The sequence below is a fragment of the Variovorax sp. UMC13 genome (genome assembly GCF_014170375.1).
GTDB lineage: Bacteria > Pseudomonadota > Gammaproteobacteria > Burkholderiales > Burkholderiaceae_C > Variovorax.
The window spans coordinates 187,748-201,196 of the sequence record NZ_LZZW01000018.1; the positions used below are offsets into that span (position 1 = coordinate 187,748).

11 protein-coding genes and 1 pseudogene are annotated in these 13,449 nt (G+C 68.5%); 4 read left to right on the top strand and 8 right to left on the bottom strand.

The window, feature by feature from the left end; translation table 11 throughout:
* Window positions 1-22: 22 nt before the first annotated feature.
* From A9977_RS15660 to A9977_RS15675, 4 genes are all read right to left on the bottom strand, one after another.
* Window positions 23-1,057, bottom strand: coding sequence for an ABC transporter permease (locus A9977_RS15660; RefSeq protein WP_220811816.1), 1,035 nt, complete (start codon window positions 1,055-1,057; stop codon window positions 23-25).
* Window positions 1,054-2,661: a sugar ABC transporter ATP-binding protein gene (locus A9977_RS15665; RefSeq protein WP_183025781.1), complete on the bottom strand. Its 1,608-nt coding sequence runs from the start codon at window positions 2,659-2,661 to the stop codon at window positions 1,054-1,056. Before A9977_RS15665 ends, A9977_RS15660 begins: the two co-directional genes overlap by 4 nt.
* Before the next feature lie 81 nt (window positions 2,662-2,742).
* Window positions 2,743-3,741, bottom strand: a complete 999-nt coding sequence (locus tag A9977_RS15670) for a substrate-binding domain-containing protein (protein ID WP_183025782.1) — start codon at window positions 3,739-3,741, stop codon at window positions 2,743-2,745.
* A gap of 37 nt (window positions 3,742-3,778) precedes the next feature.
* Complete coding sequence (locus A9977_RS15675; protein ID WP_183025783.1) at window positions 3,779-4,807, bottom strand: ABC transporter permease; 1,029 nt, start codon at window positions 4,805-4,807, stop codon at window positions 3,779-3,781.
* 247 nt (window positions 4,808-5,054) lie between these two features.
* Between A9977_RS15675 and A9977_RS15680 the strand changes: the two genes are divergently transcribed.
* Window positions 5,055-6,095, top strand: a complete 1,041-nt coding sequence (locus A9977_RS15680; RefSeq protein ID WP_183025784.1) for a LacI family DNA-binding transcriptional regulator — start codon at window positions 5,055-5,057, stop codon at window positions 6,093-6,095.
* A gap of 9 nt (window positions 6,096-6,104) precedes the next feature.
* On the opposite strand, the gene A9977_RS15685 is transcribed toward A9977_RS15680, so the two are convergent.
* Window positions 6,105-7,976 carry a sigma-54-dependent Fis family transcriptional regulator gene (locus A9977_RS15685; protein WP_183025785.1) on the bottom strand — a complete coding sequence of 624 codons (1,872 nt, stop codon included), beginning with the start codon at window positions 7,974-7,976 and terminating at the stop codon, window positions 6,105-6,107.
* Window positions 7,977-8,229: 253 nt separating this feature from the next.
* Here A9977_RS15685 and adh point away from each other — a divergent pair.
* Together adh and A9977_RS15695 are read left to right on the top strand one after the other, a co-directional pair.
* Window positions 8,230-9,750 (top strand): annotated as a pseudogene (gene adh, locus A9977_RS15690) (aldehyde dehydrogenase).
* A 2-nt stretch (window positions 9,751-9,752) separates the two neighbouring features.
* Window positions 9,753-10,130 (top strand): DUF779 domain-containing protein, encoded by a 378-nt coding sequence (locus A9977_RS15695; RefSeq protein WP_183025786.1) that lies wholly within the window; start codon window positions 9,753-9,755, stop codon window positions 10,128-10,130.
* A 64-nt stretch (window positions 10,131-10,194) separates the two neighbouring features.
* On the opposite strand, the gene A9977_RS15700 is transcribed toward A9977_RS15695, so the two are convergent.
* Complete coding sequence (locus A9977_RS15700) at window positions 10,195-10,404, bottom strand: molybdopterin-binding protein (protein WP_183025787.1); 210 nt, start codon at window positions 10,402-10,404, stop codon at window positions 10,195-10,197.
* Window positions 10,405-10,452: 48 nt separating this feature from the next.
* Window positions 10,453-11,142 (bottom strand): peptide-methionine (S)-S-oxide reductase MsrA, encoded by a 690-nt coding sequence (gene msrA / locus A9977_RS15705; protein ID WP_220811846.1) that lies wholly within the window; start codon window positions 11,140-11,142, stop codon window positions 10,453-10,455.
* A gap of 400 nt (window positions 11,143-11,542) precedes the next feature.
* Between msrA and msrB the strand changes: the two genes are divergently transcribed.
* Window positions 11,543-12,052: a peptide-methionine (R)-S-oxide reductase MsrB gene (gene msrB / locus A9977_RS15710; protein ID WP_183025789.1), complete on the top strand. Its 510-nt coding sequence runs from the start codon at window positions 11,543-11,545 to the stop codon at window positions 12,050-12,052.
* 7 nt (window positions 12,053-12,059) lie between these two features.
* Here the strand turns inward: msrB and A9977_RS15715 are convergent, their stop codons facing one another.
* The gene (locus tag A9977_RS15715; RefSeq protein ID WP_183025790.1) at window positions 12,060-12,971 is read right to left on the bottom strand and encodes a bestrophin family protein; all 912 of its coding nucleotides are present in this window, start codon (window positions 12,969-12,971) and stop codon (window positions 12,060-12,062) included.
* Window positions 12,972-13,449: the final 478 nt, after the last annotated feature.

A 13,449-nucleotide genomic window follows, 5' to 3' on the forward strand; every position in this document is an offset into this window, starting at 1 on the left:
GGGTGCGGGTGCGAAGGGAGGGTCAGCGGCGGCGGATCGCGAAGAAGGCGCCCGCGACCAGGATGAAGGCGCCGACCACGACGCGCTGCCAGGTGCTGGGGATGCCGGTCATGATCAGCACGTTGTTGATGGCCACGACCAGGAACACGCCCAGCAGCGTGCCGGTGACCGTGCCCGTGCCGCCGGTGATGCGCGCGCCGCCCAGCACCACGGCCGCGATCACGTCGATCTCCATGCCGACCAGGTCGAAGGGGTTGGCCAGCCGGTTGCTGCAGACGTGGATGATCCCGGCCAGGCCGGCCAGCGCGCCGGTGTAGGCGAAGATGAACAGGTGCACGGCGCGCAGGTTGTAGCCCAGGCGCTCGGCCACGGCGCGGCTGCCGCCTGTGGCGAAGATCGCGCGACCCATCAGCGTCTTGTTGAGGATCCACCAGGTCAGGCCGGCCACGATCGGCAGCGCGAGGAAGAACACCGGCAGCACGGCGCGCGCGCCGTCGGTGCTGCGCTCGATCAGCGCGAGCTTGCCGAAGCTGTCCATCTGCTCGGGCAGCGAGGTGACCCAGACCGTGCCGATGAAGGTCAGCAGGAAGCCGCGGAACAGGTACTGCGTGCCGATGGTCACGATCAGCGAGGGCGCGCGCAGCGCGTGCACCAGGAAGCCGTTGATCAGCCCCAGCAGCCCGCCGCCCAGCGCGGCCGCGAGGAACACCAGCACCAGCGGCGCGCCGGGGAAGTAGGTGACGATGAGCTGCGTCACCGAGTACATCGACAGCGCGGCGATGGCGGTGAAGGACACGTCGATCCCGCCCGCGGCCAGGATCACGAACACGCCCAGCGCGAACAGCCCGATCACCACGCTGGAGCGCGCGATGTCGAACAGCGCCGAGGCCTGGAAGAAGCTCGGGTTGATGGCACCGACCACGGCGCACAGGCTCACCAGCAGGAACAGCGTGAACAGCTCGGGCCGGCGTTCGAGGCGGCGCTTGAGCCGGTCACCCCGGGACAGGTTGGGCGCGGCGGCGGTGGGGACGGGCACGACGGTGCTGGGGGCGTTCAAGACAAAGTCTCCTCGGGGGGCTTGTGCGATGCCGCGGGCGCGCCGCTGGCGGTCATGGCGTCGTAGAGCGCTTCCTCGCGCGCGCTCGCGGCGTCGAAGCTGGCGGCGACCTCGCCGTGGCGCATGACCAGGATGCGGTCGCAGTTCTGCAGCAGTTCGGGCAGGTCGTCGCTGATCACGATCAGCGCCATGCCCTTCTCGGCCAGCGCCTGGATCGTGCGGTAGATGGTGTCCTTCGAGCCGATGTCGACGCCCACGGTGGGCCCGTGCAGCACCAGCAGGCGCGGCGCGATCGTGAGCCAGCGGCCGATCAGCACGCGCTGCTGGTTGCCGCCCGACAGCGACTGCACCGGCAGGTCGACGTTGGGCGTGGCGATGCGCAGCTCGTCGACCAGGCCCTGCGCGATGCCGCGCGCCTTGCGCTGGTCGAGCAGGCCCAGGCGGCTGCGCAGCCGGTCGAGCACCAGCGCCACCATGTTCGAGAGGATGGGCTTGTCGAGGAACAGGCCTTCGGCCAGCCGGTCCTCGGGCACGTAGCCGATGCCGTGGTCGATGGCGTCGGAGGGCTGCGCCAGGTGCACGGTCTGGCCGTCGAGCCGCATGGTGCCGGCGGTGGCCGCGAGCACGCCCGCGATCGCCAGGCCGAGCTCGTTGCGGCCCGAGTCCATCAGGCCGGTGATGCCCAGCACCTCGCCGCGCGCCAGCGACAGGTCGACGCCGCGGAACTGCTCGCCGCGGCCGAAGCCCTCGAGACGCAGCAGCTCGGTGTCGGTCGGCCGGCCGGTGCGGTAGCGGCTGCCGTCGATGGTCTTGCCGGTCATGAGCTGGCTCAGGTCGGTCTTGCTGTAGTCGCGGATCGGGCCCTGCGCCACGCACTGGCCGTCGCGGAAGACGATCGCCTGGCCGCCGATGCGGTAGCACTCGTCGAGCTTGTGGGTCACGAACAGCACGGCCACGTGGTCGCGCTGCAGGCCCGCGACCACGCGCACCAGGTTGTCGACCTCGCGCCGCGTCAGCGAGGTGGTGGGCTCGTCCATGATGACCAGCTTGGCCTGGGTGGCGATGGCGCGCGCGATGGCCACCAGCTGGCGCACCGCCAGCGGCAGGTCGGCCACCACGGTGTCGAGGAAGGCGTCGGTGCTCGGAAGGTCGACCGCCTGCAGCGCGCGGCGCGCGGTCGCGTGCAGCGCGGCAGGGTCGAGCCGGCGCGCGAGGCGGCCGTTGGCGCGCACCAGTTGTTCGGACAGGGCGACGTTCTCGGCCACCGTCATGTTGGGAATCAGGGAGAGGTCCTGGTAGACCGTCTCGATGCCGGCGGCCAGCGAGGTGATCGGCGTGAGCGCGGCGTGGTCGACGCCCTCGAGCCGGATCGTGCCCTCGTCGGGCGGCTGGGCGCCGGAGATGATCTTGATGATCGTGCTCTTGCCGCAGCCGTTCTCGCCGAGCAGGTGGTAGATCTCGCCGCGCTCGATCGAGAAGGCGACGCCGCGCAGCGCGTGCACGCCGCCGAAGCGCTTGTGGATGCCGCGGACTTCCAGGAAGGCGGGGGCGGGCGTCGACCCGCGCGCGCTGGGGGCGTCGGGCCGGTTCTGGACGGCAGGCATGCGGGAACCTCAGAGCGGTGCGTGAAGAGAAGCGGAAAGCGCGGCACAGGGGCCCGGCCGGGCCCCTGCGCAGGCTTCAGGTCAGAACATGTAGGGCTTGTAGGTGGCCTTGTCGACGATCACCATGGCGTTGCCGGTCAGCAGCAGGCCCTTGCCCGGACCCTTGGCCACGCGCACCTTCTCGTAGCCCTTGACGCCCAGGTCGATGCCGTCGGTCAGCGGCTTCTTCTCGAGCAGCAGCATCGCGGCCTTGTTCATCGCGATGCCCGCGTCCTTCGGGTCCCAGAAGCCGATCGCGCTGATGGCGCCCGACTCGAGCAGCTTGGCCGAGGGGTTGGGCAGGCCGGTGCCGACCAGGCAGACCTTGCCCTGCAGGCCGGCTTCCTCGATCGCGCGGCCGATGCCCAGCACGTCGTTGCCGGCCGAGCTCTGGAAGCCCTTGAGGTCGGGGTGCTTGCGCAGGATTTCCTTGGCCTTCTCGTAGGTCTTGTTGGCGTCGTCGAAGGATTCGTTCTTCGCGTCGACCAGCGTCATGCCGGCGTACTTCTTGGCGTTCTGCGCGCCGGCATCGACCCATTGCAGGTGGGTGCGGCTGCCCAGCGAGCCGACGAAGGAGGTCCACTTGCCCTTCTGGCCCATGCAGGCGGCGAGCTTCTCGTTCAAGGCGGTGCCGTAGGCGGCGTTGTCGAAGGCCTCGATGTTGGCGTTGGTGTTCTTCTGGTTGTCGGCCTCGTGCGTCACGACGACGATGCCGCGGTCCATCGCGCGCTTGAGCACGCCCTCGATCACCGCCGGGTCCATCGGCACCACGGCCAGCGCGTTCACCTTGCGCGCCACCAGGTCGTCGATGATCTTCAGCTGCTGCGCCGCATCGGAGGTCGCGGGGCCGCTCTGGCTGGCCACCACGCTGGGCGTGCTGGCGGCGAATTCCTTCACGCCGACGTCCATGCGGTTGAACCATGGGATGCCGGCGATCTTCACGACGGTCGCGATGACCGGCTTGTCCTGTGCATTGAGCACGCCGACGCTGGCGAGGAGGGCGGCACCGATCAACGATGTCTTGACGCAGGTGATCTTCATGTTGTCTGTCTCCAGTGGAAAAGGGAAAGGAAAGCCCTCAGGACGGATGCTTCGGCGCAGGAGGGAGCTGCGACGACGAGGTGCCGGCGCGACCCGGCAGCCGGAACAGGCTGCCGATGTCGTAGCGACCGATGGCCAGGAAGACGAGCAGCAGCAGGCCCCAGGCGCAGTCGCGGAAGAAGTTGGAGAGGTCGGCGAAATTCAGCATGCTGGAGAGCAGCTGCAGCGCGGTCGCCGACAGGAACAGGCAGGTCATGCGGCCGTAGCCGCCTTCGGGCTTCACGCCGGCCATCACGGTGATCAGGATCGCGATCAGCAGGTAGGACTGGCCGTAGTCCCACTTGACGTTCACGTTGCGCGAGGCGATCAGCACGCCCGCCACGCCGGCCAGCGTGCCGGCCAGGCCGTAGGTGGTGAGCAGCAGCCGGGTCTGCGCGAAGCCCGCGTAGCGCGCGGCCTTGGGGTTGGTGCCCATGAGGAACAGCCGGATGCCGAAGGGGCTGAACTTGAGCGTGGCGCCGATCAGCAGCGTGATCGCGCAGAAGATCAGGAAGGAGATCGGCACGCCCAGCAGCAGGCCGCTGCCGATTTCCATCAGCGGGTCGGCGCTGCCCACGCGCACCGAGGGGCCGCCCGACAGCGCCACCGCCAGGCCGGTGAACAGCAGCTGCGTGCCCAGCGTGCACAGGATGGGCGTGAGGCCGAGCTTGGCGATCAGCAGGCCGTTGAACAGGCCGCCGAGGAGCCCAACGATAATCGCCGCCGCGGCGAAAGCCACGGTGAAGAGCATGGGCGAGTCGTCGGCCGAGACGTAGGCCGACACCAGCATGGCGGAGCAGACGCCCGCGAGGTTGGCAAGCGCGATGCCCGAGAGGTCGATGCCGCCGTTGCCCGCGCTCATGGCCAGCATCACGCCGATGGCGAGCAGGCCGAGTTCGGGCAGTTGGCCGGCCATCGACTGCAGGTTGTACGGATCGACGAAGGCGCCGCGCGACATGGCGGCGCCACCGATCAGCACCGCCACGTTGATGGCCAGCAGGAACAGCAGCTGAGGATCGCGCTTCATCTTCAAGTTCAGTAAAAATCTTGTCGAACTTTAGTGAACTGAATCTCGCGCAGGAAGCCGAAATGCCTAGGGCAAACCCGCATTCATGGCTTGAAGATTGCCTGCTTTACGCCGCGAACTGCGTCTATTCCAGAGTGCATACCCTGATGCTTGTACGCAATTGTTTCCAAGAATCTGCTCTAAAATTTACTAAACGTTCACTTCCGATGGCGCCCCACGCATCGGACCCAGCCAAGGCCACGATCCCATGTCGTCCACAGTCAAGGACATCGCCCGCATCGCGGAGGTCTCCGCCGCCACCGTCTCCCTCGTCATGAACGGCAAGGGCGGCATTTCCGAGGAGACGCGCACGCGCGTGCTGGCCGCCGCCTCGACCCTCAACTACACGCCGCGCCCGCCCAAGGGCGCGAAGGGCGCCAAGCCGGCCCGCGTGGGCACCTTGCGCTTCCTCAAGATCGCGAAGCACGGCCACACGGTGAACCGCGACCACAACACCTTCATCTCCGACTACATCGACGGCATGTCGCTGCAGGCCAGCGAGTACGGCTACAAGCTGGAGGTGGTGAGCCACGAGGGCCAGCCGGTCGAGGACATCGTGGCCTCGCTGGCCGACACCACGCTGGCCGGCGTGGTGGTGCTGGGCACCGAGCTCACCGAAGCGGACATCCTGCTGTTCCAGGGCTGCGGCATCCCGCTGGTGGTGATCGACACCTTCCACGACGTGCTGGAGTGCAACTTCGTCAACATGAACAACGGCGACGCGGTCTACAAGGTGCTGTCGCACCTGGCCGAGCGCGGCTTTCGGCACATCGGTTTCATCGCGAGCAATGTGCAGACGGCCAACTTCCGGATGCGGCGCGATGCCTTCGTCGACGGCATGAAGCGCCTGGGCCTGGGCTTCAGCCCGCGCGACATCGTGACGGTGGACTCGACCTACGACGGCGCCTACCAGGACATGCTGGCCAAGCTCAAGAGCGGCTTCGCGGTGCCCGAGTGCTATGTCTGCACCAACGACATCATCACCTACGGCTGCATCAAGGCGCTGCGCGAATTCAACATCCGGATCCCGCAGGACCTGTCGCTGGTGGGCTTCGACAACCTGCCGATGAGCGCCACCATGGACCCGCCGCTCACCACCATTGACGTGTCCAAGCGCAAGATCGGCAACCTCGCGATCACGGTGCTCGACGAGCAGATCCGCGCGCCCGAGGGCCAACCGGCGGTGAAGATCCTGGTCGGCGCGAACCTCGTGGTGCGCGACAGCGTGGCCTCGCGCGCGGGCAACTGAGCCGGGCGCTCAGCGCCCGTCCTGCTGTCGGCGCAGATGGCGGTAGAGGGTGCTGCGGTGCAGGCCCAGCCGCGCCGCGGCCTGCGCGACATTGCCGCCGGCCGCGTGCAGCGCCGCGCGGATCTGCTGCTGCGTCAGGTCGGCCAGGGGCGGGGGCTGCGATTGCACTTCGTCATGCGCGGCCAGGAGCGCCGTTGCCCCGGTGGCGGCCTCGCCGATGCGCGCCGGCAGCATATCGATGCCGATCTCGGTGTCGGGGTCCGCGAGCGCGGTCAACGTGCGCAGCACCGCCAGCAGTTCGCGCACATTGCCGGGCCAGGGAAAGGCGCACAGCGCCGCCAGCGCCTCGTCGGCGAGCGTGAGCCGTTTCGCATCGCCGCCGGTCTCGGCGAACAGCCGGCGGACCAGCGCCCGCCGGTCGCCGCGCTCGCGCAGGCTGGGCAGCCGCGCTTCGTAGCCGTTCACGCGGAACATCAGGTCGGCGCGGAAGCGGCCCGAGGCCGCGAGTGCGGCCAGGTCGCGATGGGTGGCGCAGACCAGCTGGAAGTCGACCGGCGTGGCGCGTCCGCCGCCCAGCGGCATCACGGTCTTGTCTTCCAGCACGCGCAGCAGCCGGGTCTGCAGCAGCAGCGGCATGTCGCCGATCTCGTCGAGCATCAAGGTGCCGCCATGGGCCTCGCGGATGCGCCCGACCGTGCCCTGGCGGCGCGCGCCGGTGAAGGCGCCCTCGTCGTAGCCGAAGAGCTCGGCCTCGATCAGGCTGTCGGGCAGGGCGGCGCAGTTCACCACCACCAGCGGGCCCGCGCGGCGCCGGCTCGCCGCATGCAGGCGCCGGGCGAACACCTCCTTGCCCGCACCGGTCTCGCCGGTGACCAGCACCGCCACGCCCGCATCGATGACCTTGACCGCCTGCTGCAATGCGCGCGCCACGGCGGCGTCTTCGGGGGCCTCGGCCGCCGCGGGCGGCGGCGGGGACGCCGGCCTCGCGGGGCGGCTGGGCCGGGCCTGGCGGCTCAGCACGATGCGCTGCCCGCCGGGCAGTGTCAGGGCCGCGGTGCCGCCGCCCGCGCCGTGCCAGCGCCGGCCCAGCAGCTGTTCGACCGGCTGGTCGAGCACCGCGCGCCACGACAGGCCCAGCAGGCCTAGCGCGATCCGGTTGGCGGCCACCACGCGGCCGTCCTCGACCGTGAGCAGGCCCTCGCGCGAACTGCCCAGCACGGCGGCGTTGGCGTGGAAGCGCACCGTGTCGCCGGCCGCGCGCGCCAGCATCATCCGGTGCTCGATCTGCTGCGAGGCCATGCGCACCAGGCCCAGCGTGTGGCCGTCGATGCGGATCGCGTCGCCCGAGATGTCGAGCACGCCCGCGATCTCGCCGCGGCCGGTGAAGATCGGCGCTGCGGCGCAGCCGAGCCCGCCGTGGCCCGAGAGGAAATGCTCGCCGCCCAGCACCGCCAGCGGCTGGCGTTCGACCAGCACGGTGCCGATGGCGTTGGTGCCGCAGCGCTGCTCGGACCAGTCCACGCCCGGCAGCAGCGCCACGCGCTGGGCCTTGGGCAGGAAGTCGGGGCTGCCGATCTCGTCGAGGATCACGCCGGCCGCGTCGGTGACGATCACCACGCAGCCGTGGCCGATCGCATGCTCGGCCAGCGCATCGAGTTCGGGCTGCGCGCTCTCCAGCAGCAGGCGCGAGGCTTCCTTGCGTTCGCCCAACTCGGCGGCGCCCAGCGGCGTGGCCTCCATGGCCCAGACGCCGGCGCCGCGCGAGCGCGTCCAGGAGCGCGAGATGTGGGGCGCCAGCCCGTCGCCCGGCACATGGCCCTGGTTGAAGAACAGCTCGCGGGCCCGTTCGGTCCGCTGGACCAGCCCCGTTGCATCCGACATGGTGTCTCCTTTGTCGCCGCCTGTCGCGCGATGCGACATGTTCGTTCGACTATGTCGCAGTTCGCGACGCGAGGCAATGCGCTTGCCCCCGCGGATCATGCGGCATCGTGCGCTGCACGAGAGGAGAAGGGCGCGTGTGCGTGGCGCGGCGGCACGCTAGGGATAGTCCCTAGATCGCGCGGTACGGGCTTTGCAAGCGATGGGTCACCGCGACGGCGCGGCAACACCCAACCACTGATCTGGAGACACACACATGGACATGCTGGAACCCGGCAAATTCGGCACCGCGGTGCCGTTCCGCAAGCGCTACGACAACTTCATCGGCGGGCAGTGGGTCGCACCGGCCAAGGGCCAGTACTTCGAGAACATCACGCCGGTGACCGGCAAGGTGTTCTGCGAGGTCGCGCGCTCCACCGCGGAAGACGTCGAGCGCGCCCTCGACGCCGCGCATGCGGCCAAGGCCGCCTGGGGCCGGACTTCGCCCACCGAGCGTTCGAACATCCTCCACAGGATCGCGCAGCGCATGGAGGAGAACCTGCCCATGCTCGCGATGGCCGAGACCTGGGACAACGGCAAGCCGATCCGCGAGACCACGCTGGCCGACATGCCACTGGCGGTCGACCACTTCCGCTACTTCGCCTCGTGCATCCGGGCGCAGGAAGGCGGCATCAGCGAGATCGACAGCAAGACCTACGCCTACCATTTCCACGAGCCGCTGGGCGTGGTGGGCCAGATCATTCCCTGGAATTTCCCGATCCTGATGGCGGTGTGGAAGCTGGCCCCGGCGCTGGCCGCAGGCAACTGCGTGGTGCTCAAGCCGGCCGAGCAGACGCCGGCGTCGATCCTGGTGCTGATGGAACTCATCGGCGACCTGCTGCCGCCGGGCGTGCTCAACGTGGTCAACGGCTTCGGGCTCGAAGCGGGCAAGCCGCTGGCGTCGAGCAATCGCATCGCCAAGATCGCGTTCACCGGCGAGACCACCACCGGCCGGCTGATCATGCAGTACGCGAGCCAGAACATCATTCCCGTGACGCTGGAGCTCGGCGGCAAGTCGCCCAACATCTTCTTCGAGGACGTGGCCGCGAAGGACGACAGCTTCCTCGACAAGGCGCTGGAAGGCTTCGCGATGTTCGCGCTCAACCAGGGCGAGGTCTGCACCTGCCCGAGCCGGGCGCTGGTGCAGGAGTCGATCTACTAACGCTTCATGGAGAAGGCCGTCAAGCGCGTGGAAGCCATCAAGCAGGGCAGCCCGCTCGAGATGAGCACCATGATCGGCGCGCAGGCCTCCAACGAGCAGCTGGAGAAGATCCTGTCGTACCTCGACATCGGCAAGCAGGAGGGCGCCAAGGTGCTGACCGGTGGCGAGCGCCACCGGCTGACGGGTGAACTGGAGGGCGGCTACTACGTCAAGCCGACCATCTTCGCGGGCCACAACAAGATGCGCATCTTCCAGGAGGAGATCTTCGGGCCGGTGGTGTCGGTGACCACCTTCAAGACCGAGGAAGAGGCGCTGGAGATCGCCAACGACACGCTCTACGGGCTGGGCGCCGGCGTCTGGAGCCGCGATGCGAACCGCGCCTTCCGCATGGGCCGCGGCATCCAGGCCGGCCGGGTGTGGACCAACTGCTACCACCACTACCCGGCGCATGCGGCCTTCGGCGGCTACAAGGCCTCGGGCATCGGCCGCGAGAACCACAAGATGATGCTCGACCACTACCAGCAGACCAAGAACCTGCTGGTGAGCTACGACGAATCGCCGATGGGGTTCTTCTGACCATGGACCTGCGCCGCGTCATCTGCACGCCGGCCGCCGAGGCGCTGATCGACGTGGTGCGGGCCAGGCACGGGCCCGTGATGTTCCATCAGTCGGGCGGCTGCTGCGACGGCAGCGCGCCCATGTGCTACCCGCAGGGGGAGTTCCTGATCGGCGACCACGACAAGCTGCTGGGCGAGATCCATGGCGCGCCCTTCTACATCAGCGGGCCGCAGTTCGAATACTGGCAGCACACGCAGCTGATCATCGACGTGGTGCCGGGGCGCGGCGGGATGTTCTCGCTGGAAGGGCCCGAGGGGCTGCGCTTCCTCACGCGCTCGCGCTTGTTCAGCGACGAAGAGGACACGCTGCTGCAGGCCGAGGCGCAGGCGGGACGCTGAAGCGACATGCGGAGGGCCGCAGGTCGGGGACCTGCCGGCCCTCTGTCGTTGTCGTGTGGGCCGCTCAGTCCACTCCGATCATCACGCTCGAGGCCTTGATCAGCCCGTAGGCCGGGCCGCCTTCGACCAGGCCCAGCGAATCGGCCGAGGTCGAGGTGATCGTCGAGACGATCTGCACGCCCGATGCGATCTCGAGCGTGACCTCGGTCGTGACCGGGCCGCGCACGATCTTGACGACCTTGCCGGGCAGAACGTTGCGGGCGCTGATTTTCATGGGTGGCTCCAGAACAATGGACGAAGACGCATTCTGCCGGCCATGGCTTCAGCCGGACACGCGCTTGCCGACCAGCACCGGATCGGCGCGGTAGCGCTCGGGGAACACCTTCTGGAGGTTGGCCACCTTGGGCAGGTCGTTGATCACGATGTAGGGCTGGTTCGGGTTCAGCGTCAGGTAGTCCTGGTGGTAGGCCTCGGCCGGGAAGAAGCGCTTCTGCAGCTCGATGGTGGTGGCGATCGGCGCGCCGAAGCTGCCGGTCTGGCCGAGCTGCGCGATGTAGGCCTTGGCGACGCGGGCCTGCTCGTCGTTTTGCGCGAACACGGTCGAGCGGTACTGCGTGCCGCGGTCGGGGCCCTGGCGGTTGAGCTCGGTGGGGTTGTGAGCCACCGAGAAGTAGATCTGCAGGATGCGGCCGTAGCTGATCTGCTTCGGGTCGTAGGTGATCGCCACCGCCTCGGCATGGCCGGTGCGGCCCGAGCCCACGGTTTCGTAGCGCGCCGTCTTCTCGTCGCCGCCCGCGTAGCCCGAGACCGCGTTGGTCACGCCCTTGACGTGCTGGAACACGCCCTGCACGCCCCAGAAGCAGCCGCCGGCGAGCACCGCGGTCTCGGTGGCCGTGGCCGGTGCGAGGTCGTCGGCGGGGGCCGGGATGACGACGGCCTTCTCCGCCGCCATCGAGGGCACGATCTTGAAGGCGGCCGCGGCGGCCAGCAGCGCCACGGCACCGAGCGTCATGCGGCGCGAGAAGCGCTCGCGGGGGGCGAGCACGGCGGCAGGAGCGGTCGAGGGCTTGTTCATCTCAGGTCTTCCTTCGGTTGGTTGGCAGCCGGACGGCGTCCGTGTCCCTGAGTTCGGGCGAAGGGCGACTTCGGTTACGCATTGCGCGCCGAAATTTCCGCCGCATCGACCGCGCCCGGCTGTAACCCCCGGCCGGCGCGGGCCGAACTATGCGGTGAATGCGATGCCGCGCGCCCTCGGCCATGCATCGTTGTTCCCATCGGGATACGACGATTTCCAAGCCTGCCTGAGTCCAAGGTGCCGCGCGCTGCGTACAGCGTCTCTGGAGCCCTCGGTCGTCCCGTGCCGATGGCTGTCTGACCCTCAGATCTCACAGGACCTCTTTGAAGGATTTGCCATGACCCCCCAAGGAAGACGTTCGGCGCTCGTCGCAGGTGGCTCGACGCTCGGCCTGGCGATCGCCTACGCACTGGGATGGAACCCGCGCCCGGCGCTGGCCGCCACCGCGGGCACTTTCGAGGTGACGCGCACCGAGGCCGAGTGGCGCAAGCTGCTCACGCCCAACCAGTACGCCGTGATGCGCGAGGAGGGCACCGAGCGCCCCTACACCAGCCCGCTGAACGACGAGCACCGCGAAGGCATCTTCGCCTGCGCGGGTTGCAACCTGGATGCGTTTTCGTCCAAGACCAAGTTCGACAGCAGGACCGGCTGGCCGAGCTTCTGGCAGCCCCTGCCCAACGCGGTCGGCGAGAACGTGGACAAGACCTTCGGCATGGTGCGCACCGAAGTGCACTGCCGGCGCTGCGGCAGCCATTTCGGCCATGTGTTCCCGGACGGACCGAAGCCGACCGGCCTGCGCTACTGCATGAACGGCGTGTCGCTCAGGTTCACGCCGCGCGCGGCCTGAGGCGGGCTCAGGTCAGGATGAACACATCGGGGTCGAGCTTGGGCGCCTGCTGCGGCTCGCCCAACATCTCGCGCAGCGTCGATTCGATGCCGGCCGACATCGCATCCAGCGCAAGGTCGTTGGCGGCCGTGCCGAAGGGCTCCTCGATCTCCGCGCCCAGGGCCTCGAGCGCGAAGAAGGTGTAGGCGATGAAGGCCACGATCACCGGCGTGGTCGGCCCGATCGAATCGACCAGGCCGAAAGGCAGAAGCACGCAGTAGAGGTAGATCGTGCGGTGGATGATCACCGAGTAGGTGAAAGGGATCGGCGTGCTCGCGATGCGCTCGCAGCCGCCCAGCGCCTCGTTGAGGTGGCTCAGCGGCGCGTCCATGGCCGGCACGATGGCGGGGGCGATGTCGCCCGCCTGCCGCCGGTCGCGCAGCCATTCGCCGGCCATCAGCAGCAGCATCGAGGGCTTGAACAGCAACGGTTTCAGCCGTGCGCGGTCTTCCGGCGTGAGCAGGCGCTCGAAATCGGCCGCGGGGTCAGTGCGGCGCAGCTGGTGGCGCAGCGCATGCACGAAGGCGATCAGCCGCGCGGCCAAAGGCTGCACCTCGGCCGGCGCGTCGGCCAGCGTGAGCGCCTGGCGCAGCAGGGTGCGGGTGTTGTTGAGCACGCTGCCCCAGAGCGTGCGCGCCTCCCAGTAGCGCGCGTAGCTGGTGCCGTTGCGAAAACCCAGGAAGATGGCCAGGGTCAGGCCGATCAGCGAGAAGGGCACGAAGGTCAGCGGGATCTTCCACTGGAACAGGCGCCCGTGGAGCACGGTGACGAGGATGGCGAAGGCCGTGGTGGCGAGCAGCTGCGGTGCGATGTCGCGCAGCACGGAGCCGCGCCAGACGAACAACATGCGCAGCCAATGGAGGCGGGGTCGAATGATCATGGGGGCCCGATCATCCCAGGGACAGGCACGGTGCTCGCCTTGGTCGGGTAAAGGTGCTGTTGGGAAGCGGCCCGAGATCGCGCGCAGTGCGATCTGACGTGGAAAAAATGCATGGCTGGCCGGAGAACCGATGGCTAGCAAAAAACGACCTTGGAGACTTTTGAGGGTCTCGGGTCGCCCCACGATGAAACTGAATTCTGGAGAAGGGCTGCAGCTGCTGCCAGCTGCTTTTCTTTCGATGCCGCGATCATATCTCAAATGCAAACGCTTCTCATTTGATTTGATGGCGTGACACAAACTCTTTCCATTGACCCGACGCGGGAGCCGGTGCCTGCCGAAGCCTTCGACCTCGGGCCGCCGCGGGTCGTGGACGGGCTCTGCACGATGGCAAGGATGGCCTGCCTTCCAGGCCAGCACCCAGGCATTCGTCGCTTCCGACGATGGTCCGCGCGGCCTCGTCGCACAACACTTCCGTGCT